The 20,091-nt window shown below is 64.3% G+C and carries 20 protein-coding genes and 1 tRNA gene; 14 read left to right on the forward strand and 7 right to left on the reverse strand.

Annotated elements, in window-relative coordinates; all coding sequences use genetic code 11:
• Positions 1-5: 5 nt before the first annotated feature.
• Entirely contained in the window at positions 6-1,190 is a 1,185-nt protein-coding gene (locus S4A8_RS11010; protein ID WP_353220175.1) for a M14 family zinc carboxypeptidase, read from the forward strand.
• An 18-nt stretch (positions 1,191-1,208) separates the two neighbouring features.
• Here S4A8_RS11010 and S4A8_RS11015 read toward each other — a convergent pair whose 3' ends face one another.
• A complete protein-coding gene (locus tag S4A8_RS11015) occupies positions 1,209-1,862 on the reverse strand; it encodes a TIGR04282 family arsenosugar biosynthesis glycosyltransferase (protein ID WP_353220176.1) in 654 nt (217 codons plus the stop codon).
• A 108-nt stretch (positions 1,863-1,970) separates the two neighbouring features.
• On the opposite strand from S4A8_RS11015, the gene S4A8_RS11020 reads away from it, so the two are divergent.
• From S4A8_RS11020 to madM, 4 genes are all read left to right on the forward strand, one after another.
• Positions 1,971-2,046, forward strand: a tRNA-Ala gene (locus S4A8_RS11020).
• 159 nt (positions 2,047-2,205) lie between these two features.
• A complete protein-coding gene (locus S4A8_RS11025) occupies positions 2,206-2,904 on the forward strand; it encodes a GntR family transcriptional regulator (RefSeq protein WP_353220177.1) in 699 nt (232 codons plus the stop codon).
• A gap of 201 nt (positions 2,905-3,105) precedes the next feature.
• A complete protein-coding gene (gene madL / locus S4A8_RS11030) occupies positions 3,106-3,516 on the forward strand; it encodes a malonate transporter subunit MadL (protein ID WP_353220178.1) in 411 nt (136 codons plus the stop codon).
• A complete protein-coding gene (gene madM / locus S4A8_RS11035; protein WP_353175960.1) occupies positions 3,509-4,276 on the forward strand; it encodes a malonate transporter subunit MadM in 768 nt (255 codons plus the stop codon). The genes madL and madM overlap by 8 nt, the downstream gene beginning before the upstream one ends.
• A gap of 10 nt (positions 4,277-4,286) precedes the next feature.
• On the opposite strand, the gene S4A8_RS11040 is transcribed toward madM, so the two are convergent.
• On the reverse strand, positions 4,287-5,189 hold the full coding sequence (locus S4A8_RS11040) for a LysR family transcriptional regulator (RefSeq protein ID WP_353220179.1): 903 nt from the start codon (positions 5,187-5,189) through the stop codon (positions 4,287-4,289).
• Positions 5,190-5,302: 113 nt separating this feature from the next.
• Between S4A8_RS11040 and mdcA the strand changes: the two genes are divergently transcribed.
• From mdcA to S4A8_RS11080, 8 genes are all read left to right on the forward strand, one after another.
• Positions 5,303-6,949: a malonate decarboxylase subunit alpha gene (gene mdcA, locus S4A8_RS11045; RefSeq protein WP_353220180.1), complete on the forward strand. Its 1,647-nt coding sequence runs from the start codon at positions 5,303-5,305 to the stop codon at positions 6,947-6,949.
• Complete coding sequence (locus tag S4A8_RS11050) at positions 6,949-7,878, forward strand: triphosphoribosyl-dephospho-CoA synthase (RefSeq protein WP_353220181.1); 930 nt, start codon at positions 6,949-6,951, stop codon at positions 7,876-7,878. The genes mdcA and S4A8_RS11050 overlap by 1 nt, the downstream gene beginning before the upstream one ends.
• Positions 7,859-8,170: a malonate decarboxylase subunit delta gene (locus S4A8_RS11055; RefSeq protein WP_353220182.1), complete on the forward strand. Its 312-nt coding sequence runs from the start codon at positions 7,859-7,861 to the stop codon at positions 8,168-8,170. The genes S4A8_RS11050 and S4A8_RS11055 overlap by 20 nt, the downstream gene beginning before the upstream one ends.
• Positions 8,167-9,036, forward strand: a complete 870-nt coding sequence (locus S4A8_RS11060; protein ID WP_502950732.1) for a biotin-independent malonate decarboxylase subunit beta — start codon at positions 8,167-8,169, stop codon at positions 9,034-9,036. The genes S4A8_RS11055 and S4A8_RS11060 overlap by 4 nt, the downstream gene beginning before the upstream one ends.
• Positions 9,033-9,848, forward strand: coding sequence for a biotin-independent malonate decarboxylase subunit gamma (gene mdcE, locus S4A8_RS11065; RefSeq protein ID WP_353220183.1), 816 nt, complete (start codon positions 9,033-9,035; stop codon positions 9,846-9,848). Before S4A8_RS11060 ends, mdcE begins: the two co-directional genes overlap by 4 nt.
• Positions 9,833-10,534, forward strand: coding sequence for a malonate decarboxylase holo-ACP synthase (locus S4A8_RS11070; RefSeq protein WP_353220184.1), 702 nt, complete (start codon positions 9,833-9,835; stop codon positions 10,532-10,534). The genes mdcE and S4A8_RS11070 overlap by 16 nt, the downstream gene beginning before the upstream one ends.
• A complete protein-coding gene (locus S4A8_RS11075) occupies positions 10,480-11,475 on the forward strand; it encodes an ACP S-malonyltransferase (RefSeq protein WP_353220185.1) in 996 nt (331 codons plus the stop codon). The genes S4A8_RS11070 and S4A8_RS11075 overlap by 55 nt, the downstream gene beginning before the upstream one ends.
• 62 nt (positions 11,476-11,537) lie before the next feature.
• Positions 11,538-12,755, forward strand: coding sequence for a Bcr/CflA family multidrug efflux MFS transporter (locus S4A8_RS11080; RefSeq protein ID WP_353220186.1), 1,218 nt, complete (start codon positions 11,538-11,540; stop codon positions 12,753-12,755).
• Positions 12,756-12,808: 53 nt separating this feature from the next.
• Here S4A8_RS11080 and S4A8_RS11085 read toward each other — a convergent pair whose 3' ends face one another.
• Positions 12,809-13,468, reverse strand: a complete 660-nt coding sequence (locus tag S4A8_RS11085; protein WP_353220187.1) for a hypothetical protein — start codon at positions 13,466-13,468, stop codon at positions 12,809-12,811.
• Positions 13,469-13,637: 169 nt separating this feature from the next.
• Positions 13,638-14,066, reverse strand: coding sequence for an organic hydroperoxide resistance protein (locus S4A8_RS11090; protein WP_353220188.1), 429 nt, complete (start codon positions 14,064-14,066; stop codon positions 13,638-13,640).
• A 238-nt stretch (positions 14,067-14,304) separates the two neighbouring features.
• On the opposite strand from S4A8_RS11090, the gene S4A8_RS11095 reads away from it, so the two are divergent.
• Positions 14,305-16,383: a putative bifunctional diguanylate cyclase/phosphodiesterase gene (locus tag S4A8_RS11095; protein ID WP_353220189.1), complete on the forward strand. Its 2,079-nt coding sequence runs from the start codon at positions 14,305-14,307 to the stop codon at positions 16,381-16,383.
• A gap of 12 nt (positions 16,384-16,395) precedes the next feature.
• Here S4A8_RS11095 and S4A8_RS11100 read toward each other — a convergent pair whose 3' ends face one another.
• From S4A8_RS11100 to S4A8_RS11110, 3 genes are all read right to left on the reverse strand, one after another.
• Positions 16,396-17,154 (reverse strand): dienelactone hydrolase family protein, encoded by a 759-nt coding sequence (locus tag S4A8_RS11100; RefSeq protein ID WP_353220190.1) that lies wholly within the window; start codon positions 17,152-17,154, stop codon positions 16,396-16,398.
• A gap of 116 nt (positions 17,155-17,270) precedes the next feature.
• Positions 17,271-18,290 (reverse strand): GGDEF domain-containing protein, encoded by a 1,020-nt coding sequence (locus tag S4A8_RS11105; RefSeq protein ID WP_353220191.1) that lies wholly within the window; start codon positions 18,288-18,290, stop codon positions 17,271-17,273.
• A gap of 438 nt (positions 18,291-18,728) precedes the next feature.
• Positions 18,729-20,006 (reverse strand): GGDEF domain-containing protein, encoded by a 1,278-nt coding sequence (locus tag S4A8_RS11110; protein ID WP_353220192.1) that lies wholly within the window; start codon positions 20,004-20,006, stop codon positions 18,729-18,731.
• Between the last annotated feature and the right edge of the window lie 85 nt (positions 20,007-20,091).

Here is a 20,091-nt window from a genome sequence, read left to right on the forward strand (position 1 = left end):
CTGTCATGGCTAACGGATCGTTCAAGAAGAAGGGCAGCGCCCAGGGTGGCGCCAATCCGAATCCCAAGGTGCTGGTCGCCGGCTGGATCGGCAGCATGGTGCTGGTCGCGCTCATCACCGTGTTCGTGACCTACCAGTTCTCCGAAGAGGGCGATCAGTCGCAGCCGGGCGATAGCAGCCAGGTCGCGAGCAGCGGCGACGAGCGCACGGTCGAGAAATCCTCGCCGGATACGCAGATCGAAAACGAAGGCGCCGCGCCCGATTCCCAGGTCGCCGCGAACGAATCCGAACCGGCGCCGGAACCCGCCGAGCCGCCGTTCATGCCCGGGCTCAAGCTCGTCGGCCCGCGCGGAATCGTGCAACTTGCCGGCGTAAACCTGCCGCCCAGCGAGACAGTGGCCAGCTGGTGTCGCGATCTGGCGCAGCGCGTCAGCGGAGTCGAGCCGTCGGACTGCATGTCCGGCGCATTCGCCGATTCCGGCCACAAGTCGGTCAATGGCCGGCCGCTGATCGTGCGCCGTATCGAGCCTTCGCGTAACGCCGCCGGCTCGGGCCGTGTGCTGCTGATTGCCGCGACCCATGGCGACGAACTCAGTTCCGTGGGTACGGTGTTCGACTGGATGAACATCATCGCCGACAAGGGCACACCCTACGAATGGCAGGTCGCGCCCGTGCTCAACCCGGATGGTCTGTTCCACGAGCCGCCGACCCGTGTAAATGCCAATGGCGTGGATCTCAACCGCAATCTGCCGACTGCGGGCTGGGCCAAGGAATCGCGCGATTACTGGCGTCGTGTCGGCTTCGAAAAACGCCGTTTCCCGGGTGAAAGCGCCGGCAGCGAGCCCGAGAACAAGTGGCTCGCCGAGCAGATCAAGCAGTTCAAGCCGGATGTCATTATTTCGATGCATGCGCCTTATGGCGTGCTCGACTACGACGGCGATTTCCCCGCCCCGCGCAAGATGGGCAGCCTGAACCTGCACCGGCTGGGTGTGTATCCCGGCTCGCTGGGTAATTTCGCCTCGCGCATGCAGGGCATTCCGGTGATTACGGTCGAACTCGACGATGCCGACGAGCCGCCCACTGATCGCGAGATGGCGCAGATGTTCACCGATCTGAACGAATGGCTGGATCGGTACTTCCGTAGCGTACGCCAGGCCAGCGCCAGCCGCACCGGCTCGGAAGCCGGCTGACCGCGAGTCGGATTCGATTCAGTCGGCGCGCCGCGCGAGCGCGGGCATGACGGCCGCTCGGGCGAGGGCCGACCGTAACGGCATGGCCAGCGCCTGCCAGTCGCGATAGTCGTCGATATCCCGCCTTGGCGACAGGCTAGCCATTTCCAGATCGAGCGTAGTCGCGCGCGTGCGCGTTGCGCGGGCTACGCGTGCTGTGCTCCATACCGGCCCGCGAAATAGCCGTGCATTCGCCCGGCGCAGGCCGATTGCCCAATAGCCGCCATCCAGCGTCGGCGCCAGCCAGAGCCGATGTCTGTGACATAAATGTCCCTGCGCCTGTTCAAGCCAGGGGCCGTCGAGCATTGGTTGATCCGCGCCCATGAGGATCACGCATGGGCTGTTGCGTAGCGCCTGACGTATGCCCGTGGCCATGCGATAACCCAGCGACCCGCCGGCCTGGCGGCAGCGCGAAACGCCGTAGCGGCGCGCCAGCTGCACGAACAGCGGATGCGCCGGTGTTGGCGCACAGGCCAGGGTGACGCGCCCGGGCGCGCGTGCCGACGCCTCGGCCACGGCATGTTCGAGCATGGCCCGGTAGATACGGGTTGCGCGCACCGCGCCCATACGCCGGGCCAGTCGTGTTTTGCACCGGCCAACGATCGGCGCCTTGGCGAATATCCAGATCGACAATCGCGCTTGTGCCGCGGTTTGGGAATTTAGGCGGGACGGGGGGTTGGCAACAGACATAAGCCTGCTATCATACGCCGCTCGCTCGCCGCGATGCGGGCAACAAAATCTGGGGCCGTAGCTCAGTTGGGAGAGCGTCGCGTTCGCAATGCGAAGGTCGGCGGTTCGATTCCGCCCGGCTCCACCAGATATCGATAGAGGCCGCTTTTTCAAGCGGCCTTTTTCGTGGGCGCGATCAGGGGACGTGCTTCGGGCCGGGCACGCGTTTGCGGTCGCCGCTGGGCGCCGTATGATTCGAGTGTGGCGCGCAATGGCGCACGGGAATCAAACGAGACAGGCGGATCGGATGGGCAAAAACGCGCTGGAACCCAGAATGGCCTCGGCCAAGCGCGTCTATCAGCAGCTGCGCGAGAAGATTCTCGAATTCGAGTTGTACCCCGGCAGCCGGGTCACCGAAACCGAACTCGCCGAGATGTTTCAGGTCAGCCGTACGCCCATCCGCGAGGCCGTGCAGAGGCTCGAGTCCGAAGGTTATCTGTCGGTGCGCCCGAAGCAGGGCTGTTTCATCCGCGATCTGGATATTCCCCGGCTGATGCAGTACTACGACGTACGCATTGCGCTGGAGCTGCTATCGCTGGACAAGGCAGCGCTGTTCATGCCCACGGCACAGCTGGAAACACTGGCCGCGGACTGGGACCCGGCCACGCAGCCGGGCCGCTCGGATGATTCGGAAGTCATGGAAGCGCGCGACGAGTCGTTTCATATTCGCCTGGCCGAAGGCGGTGGCAATACCGCGATCGCCGAATACCTGGCTGATGTGAACAACCATATACGGGTGGTGCGCCGACTCGATTTCACCGAAAACCAACGCATCGACCTGACGTATGTCGAGCACCACAAGATCTGCGAGCACCTGCTCGCGCGTGATGTGACGGCTGCCAAAAATCTCATGATTGGCCATATCAAGCGCAGCGAGGAATTCACCAAGACGCTCACCCTCACGCAACTGGCCCAGAAGCGCATCCGCGCACGCTCGCGCGGTTAGGCCCCGGCCACGGCGACGAATTCGTAACGCGGACCACACCCAGCATGGGACCATCGTCGTAGACCGGGTTAGCCAAATGCCTGATTTATCTGCGCGCTTAGATTCAGGCTAAGACGCTTAACGCCATCTTCGTTGATCGGCTACGCGCCGGTGTCGTTCACTTTCGCCACAACGAAAAAACGACATAACGGAGGAGAAGCCATGATCATCTATGGTGTGGCGTTACTGGCGGCCTGCATGCTCGCCGGCAACATCATTGGCGAGCTGATCGGCATGGCCATTGGCGTGAGCTCGAATGTGGGCGGCGTCGGTCTGGCCATGTTGCTGTTGGTATTCGTGGTCTATCGGCTACAAAAAGCCGGCTGTCTGGATACCTCGTCGCGGCGCGGCGTGGAATTCTGGAGTTCGCTGTATATCCCGATCGTGGTCGCCATGGCGGCCAGCCAGAACGTGCTCGGCGCGGTCACCGGTGGCCCGGTCGCCCTGGTGGGCGGGCTGATCGTGGTAGCGGTGAGCTTTGCGCTGGTGCCGGTGATCGCGCGCCTGGGCAAGGGCAAGTACGCAGTGGCCCTCGACGATATCGAAGCCGAGCGGGGTGATCGTGATGCATGAACGCCTCGTCGACGTATTCACCAGCAACGGGCTGATCACGGCGTTTGCCACGGTCGGGCTGCTGATGCTGGTGTGCAATCTGGTATCCAGGCACCTCACACGCGGACGTATTCACGGCTCGGCGATCGCGATCGCCGCGGGGCTGGTGTTGTCCTATATCGGCGGTGTGGCCACCGGCGGTGAGGACGGGCTGGCCGATGTGGCCCTGTTTTCCGGGCTCGGCTTGATGGGCGGCTCGATGTTGCGCGATTTCGCGATCGTCGCCACGGCCTTCGGCGTGGATGTCGAAGAATTGCGCAAGGCCGGCCTCAACGGCGTGATCGCCCTGTTCGTGGGCATCATCGTGCCATTCGTGCTCGGCGGTGCCATTGCCTATGCCTTTGGCTATACCGATGCCGTATCGGTGACCACGATCGGCGCGGGTGCGGCGACCTATATCGTGGGCCCGGTGACCGGCAGCGCGATCGGCGCCAGTTCCGAGCTCATTGCGCTGTCCATCGCCATCGGTCTGGTCAAATCCATTTCGGTGATGATCGTGACGCCCATGGTCGCGCGCAGTATTTCCCTGAACAATCCCTCGGCAGCGCTCGTATTCGGCGGCATGATGGGCACCACCAGCGGGGTGGCCGGCGGGCTGGCCGCGACCGATGCCCGCCTAGTGCCGTACGGGGCGATGACCGCGACCTTCTATACCGGTCTGGGTTGTCTGCTGGGGCCGTCGCTGCTGTATCTGGTGGTCCGTGCGCTGCTCGGCGGCTAAGCCGGCGTGTCTAGCCGGTGACCGCGATCGCGGCCTTTTCCAGGGCCGTGATCCGTTCATCGGCCTGGCGCGATTTCAGATAGCACAGGCCGATGGTCTGGGTGACACGCTGACTGTCCGCCACGGGCAAAAAAGCCAATGCGCCGGGATAGATATCGTCGATACGCTTGGGCAGCAGGGCATGGCCCACGCCGCCCTTGACCAGACTGGCGAGGGTGAAGATATCGTTGGCCCTCAGTGCCACGCGCGGTGTGACGCCGGCTTGCATGAACATGCGGTAGCTGTCGCGGCCGGTGGAAAATTCCTGCGACAGCATCACGAAGGGTTCGCCGTCAAAACGCCGCAGATCGACCGGTGCGCCTGTCTGCACAGCGGCGCCGGCGGCCTGGACGAAATGGATTTCGTCGTCGAACAGGGGCGTGACCAGACGATGCCGCCGCCGGCCGAGTTCGTGCACGCAGATCAGCGCGGCGTCGATATCGCCGGCCTGCAGCTTGTCTTCGAGATCGGCATTCGAGCCCAGTACCAGTTCGATATCACAGTCCGGCACATCTGCCTTGAGCGCATTGATGATGCGCGGCACGACGGCCACGGTCAGCGAATACAGCGAGCCGATCCGAAAGATGCTCGGCGAGATGCCGGCCGCGGCGCGGGTGTCATCGACGCTGCGTTGAATACGTTCGATGATTTCGCTGGCGTGGCGTTCGAGTACGAAGGCCGAATCCAGCGGTTCCAGCGAGCGGCTGCGGTGGGCGAACAACGGACAACCCACCGCGGCTTCCAGCGAATGAATCGCCTTGTGCACCGACACATTCGACAGCGACAGGGTTTCCGCGGCCCGGGCCAGATTGCATTCGCGCATGAACACGAGAAAGATCTCGAGCTTGCGCAGGGTGATCTCGTCGCTGCTCACACACGTTCTCCGGGACGTCGACATTCGATGTTAACGAAGTCAACGACAGGTTTATTGAACCGCCGCGTCGCGCATTCTAACGTGAGCGCGCTTCGCGCAAGCCAGGAATCCCTATGACCAAACGCCAGTGGACCACGCGCCGCGACGACAAACAGGCCCGCATGGCCCGGGTCGCGCCGTGGCTCGATGCCAAACAGTTGCCGGCCGATCGTATTCACGATGCCCTGCATGCGCTGATCGCGCCGGGTGATCGGGTGATCGCCGAGGGCAACAATCAGAAACAGGCGGATTATCTGTCGCGCGCGCTGGCCGAGCTGGACCCGGAACGCGTACACGATCTGCACATGATCCAGCCCAGCGTCGGTCGGCCCGAACATCTGGCGGTGTTCGAAAAGGGTATTGCCCGCAAGCTGGATTTCGCCTTTTCCGGCACCCAGAGCCATCGTATTGGCGCGCTGATGATGGACGGCACCATCGAAGTCGGCGCGATCCATACCTATATCGAGCTCTATGCCCGGCTGTTCGTGGACCTGATTCCGAAAGTAGTGCTCACCGCCGCCTTCAAGGCCGATCGTCAGGGCAATCTCTATACCGGCCCGTCCACCGAAGACACGCCGGCACTGGTCGAGGCCGCGGCGTTCTCCGGCGGTATCGTCATTGCCCAGGCCAACGAGATCGTCGACGACGTCTCCCAGCTCGATCGCGTGGATATTCCGGGCTCCTGGGTGGATGTGGTCGTGCAGGCCGACAAGCCGTTCTATATCGAGCCGTTGTTCACCCGCGACCCGCGCCATATCACCGATGTGCAGATATTCATGGCGATGATGGCGCTCAAGGGCATCTACGCCGAGCACGGCGTGCAATCGCTCAACCACGGCATTGGCTTCAATACCGCCGCCATCGAATTGCTGCTGCCCACTTACGGCGAAAAACTCGGCCTGCGCGGCCAGATCGCCAGGAACTGGGTGCTCAATCCGCATCCCACGCTTATTCCCGCGATCGAATCCGGCTGGGTGGAGACGGTGCACTGCTTCGGCACCGAGCTGGGCATGGAAAACTATGTCGCCGCGCGCCCGGACGTGTTCTTCACCGGCGCGGACGGCTCGCTGCGTTCCAATCGCGCGTTCTGCCAGCTGGCTGGCCACTATGCCGCCGATATGTTCATCGGCTCGACGCTGCAAATGGACGGCGACGGTAATTCGTCGACGGTAACCACCTCACGTGTATCGGGTTTCGGCGGCGCCCCCAATCTGGGCTGTGATGCCCGCGGGCGTCGTCATGCCACGCCGGCCTGGGCGAATCTCGCGCCCAGTAACGACCCCATGGCACGCGGGCGCAAGCTCGTCGTACAAATGGTGGAAACCTTCCAGGCCGGGCTCAAACCCACCTTCGTGGATCGCCTCGATGCGGTAACGGTCGCCGAGAAGGCCGGGCTGGATCTGGCCCCGGTGATGGTCTACGGCGACGACACCACCCATCTGCTCACCGAGGAAGGCCTGGCTTATCTCTACAAGGCCGAATCGCTGGACGAGCGGCGTGCGATGATCGCCGCCGTCGCCGGGGTCACGCCGCTGGGTCTGAGCGCCGACGCAGCCACCACACAACGCCTGCGTGCCCAGGACAAGATCCGCACCCCCGAGGATCTGGGCGTGAGCCGTACCGAGGCGACACGCTCGCAGCTGGCGGCCAGCAGTATCGCCGATCTGGTCGACTGGTCGGGCGGGCTCTACGAGCCACCGGCACGTTTTCGGAGCTGGTAATGACACAACACGACACAGGCGCGACGGTACGCGCCGAAACCTTGCCCGGCATGCTCGCGCGTGCGGCCAGCGTCGCGCTGCGAGCCGAGATCGATCTCACCCCCAAACCGGGGTTGGTGGATCGGCGCGATACCGGCGCGCATCGGGATATGGATCACGGCCTGATGCATGCGTCGGTCGATGCGCTGGAAATCGGCTTTCACGATATGGCCGCCGCAGCCATCGAACAGCGTGACCCCTACACGCTGCGTGCCGAGCTGGGTCTGCTCGGTCGCGAAAGCGAAGCCCGGATGATGCTGGCCACCGACGGCGTGAATACCCATCGCGGCGCGATCTGGGGTCTGGGTCTGATCGTGGCGGTGGCTGCACAGCGTCCGCGCTGGCGGGCGCCGGTATTGCTCCAAGGGGTGGCCGCCATGGCCGCCATCGACGACCCCGCGGTATCGCCGCTGCGCTGTTCCAACGGCCAGCGCGCGGTACAGCGTTATCACGTCGCCGGCGCCCGCGGCGAAGCCTGTCGCGGCTTCCCGGCACTGGCCCAGGCGGGCCTGCCGATGCTGCGCCGCGCGCGGGCACGCGGCTGTAGCGAACGCGTGGCGCGGCTGAATGCACTGCTGGCGATCATGGCGGTGCTCGACGACACCTGCGTACTCAGCCGGGCCGGGCGCGCGGGGCTTGTGCAGGTACAAGCCAATGCCGCCGCCATCCTGGACATGGGCGGGGTCGGCACGGTGGCCGGCGGCCGCGCGCTGGCATGTTTCGAACGTGAACTGCTTGGACTCAATGCCTCGCCCGGCGGCAGCGCCGATCTGCTCGCGGCGACTCTGCTGATCGATGCCCTCGAGTACGCCGCGCAACGGCCTTGGGGCCGGCCGCAGTGCGGCGATACACGCCTCAAGGAGAAAGGCCATGCAACGCTTATCGCTTGAATATCCCGCCGGCGCGCCAGCCGCGCGCCGCGCCCTGGCCGGTGTGGTCGGCTCCGGCGATCTGGAAGTGCTGCTCGAACCGGCGGGCCAGGGACGCTCGACGGTCGCGATTACGACATCCGTCGACGGCGTCAACGACATATGGACAGCGGTGATCGATCGTATTTTCGCCAATAGCGAACAGCCGGCGGTCGCCCTCGAAATCAACGATTTCGGGGCCACGCCCGCGGTGGTACGCCTACGCATCGCCCAGGCCTTGGAACAGGCCGCCAGCGGCCCGGAGAGTGCGTGATGGAAAGCGCCGAACTGTTACAACGCGAAAGCTTTGTCGAGAAAAACGCGCGCCAGCGGGTGCAGCATCTGCTCGATGCCGGCACGTTGCGCGAACTGCTCGACCCGTTCGAGCGCCTGAGCTCGCCCTGGTTGGGCCTGCAGGATATCGTCACCCAGGCCGACGACGGCGTGGTGCTCGCCCGCGGCACGATCGACGGCGTGGCCGTGGTTGTCGCCGCGATCGAGCCGGCCTTTCAGGGCGGTTCGATGGGCGAGGTCGGCGGGGCCAAGATCGCCGGTGCACTCGAATTGGCGCTGGAAGATGCGCGTGCGGGCACGCCCGTGGTGCCGGTGCTGCTGCTCGAAACCGGCGGCGTACGCCTGCAGGAAGCCAATTGCGGTCTGGCGGCGATCGCCGAAATCCATGCCGCGATTGTCGCTCTACGTGAATATGTCCCGGTGATCGGGGTGATCAGCGGACCGGTGGGGTGTTTCGGCGGCATGTCTATCGCCGCCGGGCTGTGTTCGACGTTGATTGCGACGCGCGAGGCGCGTCTGGGGCTCAATGGCCCGCAGGTGATCGAACAGGAAGCCGGTGTGGATGAATATGATTCGCGGGATCGGCCGATGATCTGGAGCCTGACCGGCGGTGCCCAGCGCCATGCGACCGACCTGGTCGATAGGTTGTGCGACGACGATACCGCGCAGATTCGCGCGGCGATCGCCCAGGCCGTGGCTGCGCCCGTCGCCGACTTGCCCCGCACACAGGCGATCGATGCCCATCTGGCGCGGCTGCGCGGGCTGGATACGAGTCGGCGCGCGGATGCCGACTGGGCACGCGAGATGCTCGCCGATATGAACCCTGCAGCCGGAGACGGCCGATGAGTACCAACCACTATCCCTCGCGCGGCGCCGCCTGGCTGGCCGCGCTGACCGACAACACGCCCCATGTCGACCATTTCCCGGCCAGCGTGCGGGTGGTGGATGCACCGCTGGGCGATATCGCAGCCCGTTATATCGCGGTCGTACCGGATGCCGACAATGCCTACCCGCGCACGCGCGGCGGCGAGGTGGGTCTGGTCGAGGGGTGGGCGCTGGCCCAGGCGGTGCGTGACGTGCTCGATGCGGATGCGGAACAGGCCGAGAAGCGGGCGATCGTCGCCGTCATCGATGTGCCCAGCCAGGCCTATGGGCGTACCGAAGAAGCCCTGGGTATTCATCAGGCCCTGGCCGCGGCGGTCGAGGCCTATGCCACGGCCCGGGCGGCCGGCCATCCGGTGCTCGGATTGATCGTGGGAAAAGCGATGTCGGGTGCGTTTCTTGCCCATGGTTACCAGGCGAATCGCCTGATCGCGCTCGACGACGACCGCGTACAGGTGCATGCCATGGGTAAACAGGCCGCCGCGCGGATTACCCAGCGGACCGTCGAAGGCGTCGAGCAGCTCGCACAAACCATTACGCCGATGGCCTATGACATCGCCAGTTTCGATCGTCTCGGCTTGTTGTTCGCGCGTCTTTCGGTCGCCAATGCCGATACGCCGGACGAGGCAGACGTTGCTGCGGCACGCGAAACCCTGATGCAGGCGCTGGCCGATATCGGCGACGATGACAGTCTGGCCACGCGCCTGGATGCCAAAGGCCGGGCCGCATCGGTCACGGTTCGCGAACGTTTGCGTGCCCAATGGGCCGGCGATTGAGTGTCGGCCAGCGTATCGATTACAGCCGCGTCGAAGCGGCGGTATCGGCACGTCCGCACGACCTGCTCTGGACACAGGCCCAACCCGTCGCCGATGACACGCCGGATTGGGCGGTACCCATACTCGCGCGCGGCGGACCGTTCGTGGTGCGACGCGCAGTCCGTATGCCGGCACGGCTGCCGGTAGGCGTGCGCGGCGGGTGTCGACGCGAGCGCTTTGCGATGACCATCGACGGCTCGCAGGTGATCGATATCTGCACGCCCGAACAGCTGGGGCGGCGGGGTACGGCTGTGGCCCCGGATCGACGGCGTGCCATTCCCGCGCTCGACGTGCTGCCTGATGTGGCGCATACGCTCGACGAAACCAGCCTGTGCTGGGGCCTGGGCGGCGCGGTCGGCTACGAACTGGCTACGGGCGAGGCCGCGTGTCATACGACCTCGGATATCGATGTGTTGTTGCGAATGCCGCGCGAGATAGCACGGGCCGACGCACGCGCGGTGATCGATGCGCTCGCTGGGCATGCGGTGCGTTGCGATATTCAGATGGAAACGCCGCGTGGCGGCGTGGCACTGGCGGACTGGGCAGCCGGCAACACACAGGTTTTGGTCAAGAGCGATCAAGGCCCGTTCCTGTGTCCGAATCCATGGTCGCCCGCACCGGCAGCAGACACGGCGCTGGTAGGCTGATCGGCATGGGCGTGGTGCTGACATTCGCGGGCCAGGGCGCTCAGCGCGCCGGCATGCTGGCTGCGCTTCCGGATAGCGCGGCGGTGCGTGAAACACTGGCAGAGAGTGCCGATGTGCTCGGCTGCGATATGGCGCGGCTGGATAGTCGCGAAGCACTGGCCGACACCGAAACCGTCCAGCTCGCCCTGACCATCGTCGGCGTCGCCAGTGCCCGGCATCTGGCGGCCGAAGCGGGGCCGCCGGATGCGGTGATGGGGCTGTCGATCGGCGCCTGGCCGGCAGCGGTGATCGCGGGTGCGATCGCCTATGCCGATGCGCTCACGCTCGTGCGCGAACGCGGCCGGCTCATGGGGCAGGCGTACCCCGCCGGCTATGGCATGAGCGCGGTGATCGGCCTGGACGAGGCGCGCGTGCGTGAACTGGTGGCCGATCTCTACCGTGATGACAGGCCCTTGTATGTCGGCAACGTCAATAGCGATAGCCAGATCGTGGTCGCCGGTCACGACGAGGCCTTGCAACGACTGGATACGGTCGCCCTCGAGCAGGGCGCATCACGTGTCCAGCGCCTGGATATGGCGGTCCCGTCGCATTGCGCGTTGCTTGATGCCCCGGCTGAACGGCTGGGCCAGGTCGCAGCCGATACGCCGTTCGCCGCGCCGGACTGTGCCTACTTCAGCGCCAACCGGCAGCGCCGCCTGTGGCGCAGCGAACAGATTCGTGACGATCTCGTCTACAACATGGCCCGGACCGTCTACTGGGCAGCCAGCGCGCGTATCGTGCACGAGTCGGGCTATACGCTGGCGGTGGAAATGCCACCGGCGCGGGTACTCACACGGCTGCATCCACGTCTGGATACGCCCGGCGAAGCCGTGGCCGTGATCGACGCCGGCTGGCATAATGCCGCGGCCCTGATCCGCCGCGCCCTTCATTCGGCCGACTGAGACAGCGCCTCGCGCGCCGTCGCCGACGCGCTGCGGCCAACCCGCCCCAAGGAGCCGCCTGCATGGCCACGTCCCTCGAAAGCCGCGCGGCGTATTTCGTATTCATTGCCGTGCTCGGCATGCTCACGGCGGTAACGCCGTTGTCGATCGACATGTACCTGCCGGCGATGCCGGGTCTGGCCCGCCAGTTCGCGGTCGATCCGGCCTATGTGCAGTACAGCCTCAGCCTGTTCTTTGTTGGGCTGGCCGCCGGTCAGCTGACCTATGGCCCGCTGGCCGATCGCTACGGGCGTCTGCCCATCCTGTATTTCGGCCTGGGGCTGTACCTGCTCGCCTCGGTTGCCTGTGCCTTGTCCGATTCGGTGGGCATGCTCATCGCAGCACGGGCCGTACAGGGCTTTGGGGCGGCTGCCGGGCCGGTCATGTCGCGCGCGATCGTGCGTGATCGTTTTCATGGATCGAAGGCCGCCAGCGTGATGTCGTTCGTGGTGATGGTGATGGCCACCGCGCCGTTGCTGGCACCGATTGTCGGTGGCTTGGTGCTCAAGTTCGCGGCCTGGCCCAGTATCTTCTGGCTGCTGTGCGTGTACGCGCTGCTTTGTCTGGTGGCGCTGACCGTTTTGCTGCACGAATCCCATCCGCCGCAACGGCGTATTCGCGATCGCAGCCTCATGGCGCAATACGTGGGGTATCTCGCGCTGCTCAAGCGGGGCCCGATCGCATTGTTTCTGTTCTGCGGCGGGCTCATGTTCGGCGCCCTGTTTTCGTATGTCGCCGCCAGCTCCTTTGTCTATATCGACCAGTTCGGGGTCGACGAATCGCTGTTCGGTTTCTATTTCGGCGCCAATGTCTTCGCCATGCTCATCGGCACCGCCACCAACGGCCGGCTGGTGATGTATTTCGGCTACCGCACGCTGCTGGGGGTGGCGGTTGTGAATACGCTGGCCTGTTCGCTGGTGCTTCTGGCCACCACGCTGAGCGGCGCCGGCGGTTTCTGGGGTGTGGCCGTGCCGTTGTTCTTTCTATTGTCGACGGTGGGCGTGGCCGGCGCGAATACAGTGGCCGGTTTGCTGGATATGGCCCCGGATGCGGCCGGGGCGGCCTCGGCCCTGTTTGGCGTGGTGCAGTTTTCCTGCGGCGCGGTCGCCACTTGGCTGGTCGGCCTGCTCGGCGGCGATGCCGCAGCGATGGCGATCGTGATGTGTCTGGCCTCGGCCGGCTCGACGCTGGCCTATATCCTGTTGCGCATGGCGACCAAGGCTACGCCAGAGGGCGCGTGATCGCGGGCCTCGAAGGGTAACCTGTCGCTGGGCGGTGAGGTTAAGGCGGCCGCTCAGAAGGCGACGATTAGCCCCATGCCCACCGCGATATCGTCGCGGAAGTCGCTATCGGTCTTGATCAGCCGATCGTCGTTCAGGCCGAGGCCACCCTGGAGCGCGACCCGCTGGTTGAGCCAGTTCTGCTTCATGAAGCCGCGCAGACCGTATTCCGACTTGAACAGGTTATAGCTTTCCACCTTGGGCGCGTGCTGCTCGAACTCGCTGACATCGAGCGGATTGACCTCGTGGGTATTCGCGGCCACTTTCGCTGCATTGAGCTGTTCACTGTCGTCGGCAGGGCTAGCCGGTACATTCAAATCCAGCGCCTTGGCGGGCGCGTCGTTTTCGACGAAGGTGCCGGCCGTGTCGGCATCCACCCCGTGCGTATCGTGGGCATGCGCCGGTGCGTTGTCGCTGCGCTGCGTTTTAGTGTGCTCGACCAGTTGCGTGGCACCGTCGACAGCAAGCGGCAGCTCGGCCAGCGCCTGGGTTTCGTCAGCGCTGGCTTTGCCGGTTGGCGTTGCGTTAGCCAGCGGTGCGGTTTCGGTGGAGGTTTCGAGGCCGTTGAACTGTGGCGATTGTGCATACCACCACGTGCCGCCGGCCAGCCCGCCGGCTGCCGCCAGCGCCAGCACGAAGATGAATCGGGGTCGAAAACCGTTGGACTTTTTCATCGCTTCATCCATGACACAACGTCAAAGAAGCAGACCTAACCTGTCGAATTCACTGATACGAATGTAATGATCGCGCGAATAGACACAACACACAATAGACGCGCATTTTTCGCGGGCTCTGCCCGAACCCGTGACGATGGTCTCGGGCTCGGGCAGTGGCCCTATGTCGCTATACCTGCACGTTCAGAGTGACATCGATATTGCCGCGGGTGGCATTCGAATACGGGCAGACCTGGTGGGCGGCTTCGACGAGCTTGTCGGCTTCGACCTTGTCCATACCCGGCAGCGATACGTTGAGCGTGACTTCGATCCCGAATGCCTCGCCCGAGGGGCCGATGCCCACCTCACCGGTGACCTGCGTGTCCTTCGGCAATGAAATCTTCTGCTTGCCGGCGACCACCGTCATGGCACCGATGAAACAGGCGGAATAGCCCGCCGCGAACAGCTGTTCGGGATTGGTGCCTTCGCCACCGGCGCCACCCAGTGCCTTTGGCGTGGCCAGTTTCAGGTCGATCTGGCCGTCGGCACTGCTCGCGTGCCCGTCCCGACCGCCTGTCGCCGTGGCTTGTGCGCGATAGAGAACTTTATCCAGGGCCATGGGATATTCCTGATTGTGAGTTCCAGACTATACATTGTGCACAATGAATCACATTCAAGTCCGCCGCACTGCCGCCGATTCAACAACATGGAACAGCGCTGGCATGCGCCGTCGGTCGCGCGCCACATCGTATGACGTGGCCCGAGCGCGACATGTTCGGTTACAGGCATCGCTGGCAAATCATGGCGTCGCGCGGTGTGGGCATTCAGGTGGAACGGGCACGAGGGAGCGGGGCGCAATGGTAGGAAGTTCAAGCCGGCGCGGCATCTGTGTGATCGATGCCCGCCAGCGCATCGTGCAGGCCAACGTGGCGCTCGCACGGCTCGTGGGCAAACAGCGGGCCCGCGATATCGTCGGTCAGCCGTTGTCGCGTTTCCTGGACACGGGCGTCGACGCATTGGGCGTGCGCGCTCGTCTCGGACACGGGCGCGGGCCGTTGGCGACGTACCTGCACAGCGTCGGGCCGGCCGGCAAACGCCGCAAGGTTCCGGTTTTCATTGCTTTGCAGGCCGTTGATGCGGGCAATCGCCGTCGATCCGGGGCTGTGGTCGTTATTACCGTACGCGGGTTTGGCGATCGCATCGCGACGAGCGCCTACTCGGAGCAGCTCGAGATCGCGCTTGATGTGGGCCAGTTGGGGGCCTGGGGTTTGAATCTGCGCACCGGCGAGGCGTGGCGTACCGACCTTCACGACCGTATCTTCGGCTACGAACACACGCGCCCGCGTTGGACCTATGAAAAGTTTCTCGCCCATGTGATTCCAGCCGATCGCGAGCGGGTCCATCGCACGTTCAAACAGGCCACACAAGCCCACCAACGCTGGGCGTTCGATTGTCGTATCCAGCGTAGCGACGGCGATATTCGCTGGATATCCATCCAGGGCGGTTTCGAAGACGATATCCAGGGCGATCCGGCGGTGGCGTTCGGTGTGATCGCCGATATCACCGACCGCAAGCGCACCGAAGCGCAGGTCGAGTTTCTGGCGTATTACGATTCGTTGACCCATCTTCCCAATCGCCGCTTGCTCGACGATCGGCTCGCGCATGCGGTGGTGCATGCGCGCCGTCAGGGCCGGTTCGGCGCCGTGCTGTTTCTTGACCTCGACGATTTCAAATCGGTCAACGATACCCAGGGGCACCAGGTCGGAGACGAAATGCTCGTGGAGGCCGCGCGACGCCTGTGCGATTGTTTGCATGAGGACGACACGGTCGCCCGTTTTGGTGGCGACGAATTCGTGGTGGTGCTGGAGGATCTGGGTACCGATCGCGACGCGGCCGCGGCTTCGGCGGCCGAGATTGCCGGCATCGTGCGTACCGCGCTGCTTGAGCCGTTCGTGCTCAGTACCATCGAGCAACGCCGTGCGAGCTGCAGTATCGGCGGGGTGATTTTTGGTGATAACGACTCTGAGGCGGCCACCTTGCTCCAGCAGGCCGACGTGGCGATGTATCGCGCCAAGGCCAAAGGCGGTGACGGCCTGTGCCTGTATGAACCGCAAATGCAGCACGCAATCGATAACCGCGTGGCGATCGAGCAGGAAATTCAGCAGGGCATCGAGAACGACGAATTCGTGCTTTATTACCAGCCGCAGCTGGACCTGGCGGCCAACTCGGTGAAGGCCGAGGCCTTGCTGCGCTGGCATCACCCGCGCCGCGGTGTGGTCTATCCGGGCGATTTCATTCCCGTGGCCGAGGCCTGCGGGTTGATCGTGCCGCTCGGCCGCCAGGTAATCGAGCAGGCCTGTCGCCGCCTTCGCGAATGGAGCGAAAGTCCGGTGATGTCGTCGGTCTCGATCGCGGTCAACGTCAGTGCCAGCCAGTTTCACCACCCGGGTTTCGCCCGCGATATCACAAGCGCCATGGCACGGTTTGCAATTGACCCGCGGCGGCTGGTGATCGAGCTTACGGAAAGCGTATTGCTCGATAGCATCGAGCGCGCACGTGCGACCATGGCCGAACTGGCCGTAAGGGGCGTTCGCTTCGCCCTCGACGACTTCGGCACCGGCTATTCATCGCTTTATTACCTCAAGAATTTGCCCCTGCACCAGCTCAAGATCGATCGGCGCTTCGTCGGCGAAGCACTTACCGATGCGCACGATGCCGCCATCGTGCATACGATCATCACGCTGGCGCAGGCCATGGGCATGGAGGTCGTCGCTGAAGGCGTGGAGAGCGTGGCCACCCGCGATTTCCTGCTGGCCGGCGCCTGCGTGCAGCAACAGGGGTTCCTGTTCAGCGAAGCGCTTGCCGCCGGGCCCTTCGAGGCTTACGTACGCGCCGATCCGTTCGCGAAGACGATGCCGGCCAGCATCGGTCGTTGATGCCGATCGCGACTACCCCGTCGCACGCGGTTGGAGCGCTTCTTCGAACAGCGTGAGCAGCCGCCGGTAGTGGCGGGCGTCGGCCCGGGCATCGTAGACCGGCGCGTCCTTGGCGGTGTAGCCGTGGCCCGCGCCCTTGTAGAGTTCGGTGCAAAAATGCACGCCCGCTTTCGCCAGCGCCTCATCCACGCGCGCGATTTGCTCGGGCGGCAGCAGCGTATCGCCATCGGCATGGCCCAGATACACCTGCGCGCGTATCGACTCGACCTCATGCACCGGGCTGTCCGGGTCGTCGGCCTTGGCCAGGTTTGCCGAATGAAAACCGGCGGCCGCTGCAATACGTTCCGCCTGCCATGCCGCCATACGCAGCGCGAATGCGCCGGTCATGCAATAACCGACTACGCCGATGGCAGCGCTATCGAACTCGGGCTGCGCGTCGATGGTGTCGATCCAGGCCTGGAAATCGCGACGTTGGGCGTGCGGCGTGAGATGCCCGGCATAGTCGAACAGCGTCGGGCGTACGTCTTCGTCGCGAAAGGACTTGCCCTCGGGCACGACCGCGCCCTGCGCGTCACGGTAGTAGATATTGGGCATGAGTACTGCATAGCCGGCATCGGCCACGATCTGGGCTTTTTCGTGGTAGCAGGGGCGCAGCCCGCCGATATCGGTGAGCATGATAACCGCAGGCAAGGGACGACCTGCTGGGGCAGGCGTAAATACGTGGGCGTCGATACAGCCATCGGCGGTGTCGATTTCGATATTACGGCTCATGGACAGGCACCGGGTCGCTGACAAGTGGGCGGGCTATTTCTACGTCGCTGGCCGTCTGTTCGCAAGCCGCAGCCGCTCGAGCGCAGGTCGCGCTGTGCCGGCTCGATATGCGCGGTTCAACCAATCACCTGGTTGCGCCCGCCGAGTTTGGCGCGATAGAGATTCTCGTCGGCTGTGTGCAGCAGTGTATCCAGCGATATGGCCATGTCTTCGGCGACCGCGATACCGATACTGACCGTCAGGCGCAGGATCGCTTCGCGATCGTGGCACTCCAGCGCTTCGATCGCGTCGCGCATGCGTTCGGCCAGCTGATGTGCCGCGAACAGATCCGCCTCGGGCAACAACACACAGAACTCTTCACCGCCCAGGCGACAGAGGAAATCACTATCGCGTATCTGTCGGCTCATTATTCTGGCCACGGCGCGCAACGCGGCATCGCCGGCGCGGTGGCCGTGGTTGTCGTTGATGCGTTTGAAATGGTCGAGATCGATCATGAGCAGGGCAAGCGGCAGCCGCCTCGCTTTCAGGTGGCGAGTGTATATCTGTTCCAGGCGGGTGCGATTGGCCAGGCCGGTCAGCGCATCGGTGGCGGCCATGCGCCGCAGGCGGCGTTCGGCCTCGGTACGGCTGCCTTCGTAGACATAGGACAACAGATAACTACAGGATGTGATCGTGACCATATTCGCGATCGAGCCCGGGTTGGCGAATATCGGATCGGTGCCGAAGCGCCAGATGAACACCGCCCCGGCCAGCGGCACGAACACCGCACACAGCAATCCGCCCCACAACCGTCCGATCAACAGATGGGCGACGACGGGCATGAGCAAAACCCAGCCGAATACCGTGACCGATGTATCGGGCGCGATCAGCGCATAGCTCACACCGCTATACAGCACGAACAGATAACCGATCGACCAGCGTTGCAGATACGGCGTACGTCGGACGACCGGTAGTAGGGAAAGGGCAAAGGCCGTGACCGCAATTTCGACAGCCATGAGCAAATATTTGCCGGCGAAGAAATTCAGGGCGACGAACATCACGCCGAACAGGGCGGTAAAGATCAGCAGCACCTGCATCAGCGCGCGCCGATGCCGATGAAAGGACAGGGCTTCGTCAGGCTCAGTGACGCTGTTCACGCGTAGGCCCGGGCGCGCGCAGAGCCGTTCCCGGCTGCGAAAACGGCTTGCGGCCGAGGTGCCTTTGCCTTGCGCAGGTGCGGCTCGGTCCAGGCGGACAGCTGGAGTGGCCGGGCACAGTGTCCCCTCGTGACGATCACGGCCGACGTTCCCCTCGTTTGCCATTAGAAATTGTTGTTACCGTCAACTCGGAGTATGCCCGCCCGTTTCCCGGGCGGCCAGCCTGTCGGGCCGCTGCGCGAATGCCAGAGGCCAGCCTGCGGCCGAGCGTCGGGGGCGCGCTGTTGGCATGGCGGCGGGAGGTAGGCGCATGCGCCAGGGCGCGATCGCGGCCGCTGAATGCGCTCGTCTTCGGTGTGGTAGCGTGCACCGGGCCAGCTGCGTGGTGTGTCGGGGCCCGCGCAGCTGGATGTGGGCATGCGGGGCGGCAGCGGCGGTTCAGCCCGCGATGCGAACCCGTTTGCGACCGCCGCGCTTGGCTTCGTAGAGCGCGGCGTCGGCGCGTTGCAGGGCTTCTTGCCACTGGCCGTGGTCGAACTCGGCATAGCCCATGCTGGCGCTGAGCGTCAGGCCATCGGGGCCATCGACACTTGCCTGATCCAGCGCGCGGACCAGACGCTCGATCGCCGGTTTGGCGGTTTCGCAATCGCCGCTGAGTTCCAACAGAATCACGAATTCGTCGCCACCCCAGCGACATACGATATCGTGCTCGCGCGTGGCCTCGCACAGGCAGGTCGCCAGCTGCTGGATGAGCCGGTCACCGGTGGCATGGCCATAGTCGTCGTTGATCGTCTTGAAATGGTCGATATCCACGAACAGCAGCCCGCCACGCGCAGCGACACCCGGGCGTTTCATGTATTCCTCGAAAAAACCGCGGTTGTAGAGTCCCGACAGGGCATCGCGATTGGCACGATCGGTTGCGTGCTCAAGCTGGGCGTTGTGGGCGCGTCGCTCGTCCAGGGTCAGTGAATAATGGCGGACCATCACCGCGAGCGCGAGCGTCTGAAACAGCACGCAGGAAAGGGCGAGCGTGTCGACCGGCAGAATCGAATGCCCGAGTTCGCGGCTCGCATCGAGTAGCCCGCACAGCACGAAGATCGTCAAACCGAAGCCGGTCAATAATGAGATATGGGCGCTGTTTTGGATCGCGGCCAGCCGCAATACGCGATAGCTCACGTAGGCGAACACGCCAAGGCAGAGCGCGAAGAACGGCCCGGCCGCCGCGCCGTAATCCAGAAAGACATTCGAGTCCGAAAAGCGCAGGCGCGTGTTTGCCACGACCATATACGGACTATCGATCCAGGGCAGGGCCATGGCAAACAAGCCCAGCCCGTAGGTGATACCGAGACGGCGCCGCGAGGGCCACCCGGCACAGGTCAGACACCAATAGACACAGATATAGGCCGCCAATGCCAAAGGCAGTACGCACAAGGCGACCCGGTAGGCGATCTCGATGAGCCCGGTATTGGCCAGCGCGATGCCCAGGTGCACGCTCGTGTCACTGACCACATAACCCGCGGTGGCCAGATTGGCCAGGGTGAAATGCACCGCGCTCGGCGTGTACTGATCGCGCCGGGTGTACAGGGAGAGCGTGAGTACCACCAGCACCGAGGTCAGGGCGACCGTGGCGCCGGCACTCACGAGCTTGAGCCATAACGCCCACGACTCCGACAAGGACGCTGACTGTACGCCGGCGGCGATCTGCGTTTGTGGCATGCCCAAGGTGTTCCCCCGACCCGACCGTCAAGCATAGCAGGATGGTTTCGATTGCGCCGCAATATATTGGCCGCGGCAATCGATG

This window comes from Salinisphaera sp. S4-8, assembly GCF_040361235.1.
Lineage (GTDB): Bacteria > Pseudomonadota > Gammaproteobacteria > Nevskiales > Salinisphaeraceae > Salinisphaera.

Coding starts and splice junctions, on each gene's coding strand:
- S4A8_RS11010 (WP_353220175.1), top strand. CDS start 6: ATGGCTAACGGATCGTTCAAGAAGAAGGGCAGCGCCCAGGGTGGCGCC.
- S4A8_RS11025 (WP_353220177.1), top strand. CDS start 2,206: ATGGGCAAAAACGCGCTGGAACCCAGAATGGCCTCGGCCAAGCGCGTC.
- madL (WP_353220178.1), top strand. CDS start 3,106: ATGATCATCTATGGTGTGGCGTTACTGGCGGCCTGCATGCTCGCCGGC.
- madM (WP_353175960.1), top strand. CDS start 3,509: ATGCATGAACGCCTCGTCGACGTATTCACCAGCAACGGGCTGATCACG.
- mdcA (WP_353220180.1), top strand. CDS start 5,303: ATGACCAAACGCCAGTGGACCACGCGCCGCGACGACAAACAGGCCCGC.
- S4A8_RS11050 (WP_353220181.1), top strand. CDS start 6,949: ATGACACAACACGACACAGGCGCGACGGTACGCGCCGAAACCTTGCCC.
- S4A8_RS11055 (WP_353220182.1), top strand. CDS start 7,859: ATGCAACGCTTATCGCTTGAATATCCCGCCGGCGCGCCAGCCGCGCGC.
- mdcE (WP_353220183.1), top strand. CDS start 9,033: ATGAGTACCAACCACTATCCCTCGCGCGGCGCCGCCTGGCTGGCCGCG.
- S4A8_RS11070 (WP_353220184.1), top strand. CDS start 9,833: ATGGGCCGGCGATTGAGTGTCGGCCAGCGTATCGATTACAGCCGCGTC.
- S4A8_RS11080 (WP_353220186.1), top strand. CDS start 11,538: ATGGCCACGTCCCTCGAAAGCCGCGCGGCGTATTTCGTATTCATTGCC.
- S4A8_RS11085 (WP_353220187.1), bottom strand. CDS start 13,468: ATGAAAAAGTCCAACGGTTTTCGACCCCGATTCATCTTCGTGCTGGCG.
- S4A8_RS11090 (WP_353220188.1), bottom strand. CDS start 14,066: ATGGCCCTGGATAAAGTTCTCTATCGCGCACAAGCCACGGCGACAGGC.
- S4A8_RS11095 (WP_353220189.1), top strand. CDS start 14,305: ATGGTAGGAAGTTCAAGCCGGCGCGGCATCTGTGTGATCGATGCCCGC.
- S4A8_RS11100 (WP_353220190.1), bottom strand. CDS start 17,154: ATGAGCCGTAATATCGAAATCGACACCGCCGATGGCTGTATCGACGCC.
- S4A8_RS11110 (WP_353220192.1), bottom strand. CDS start 20,006: ATGCCACAAACGCAGATCGCCGCCGGCGTACAGTCAGCGTCCTTGTCG.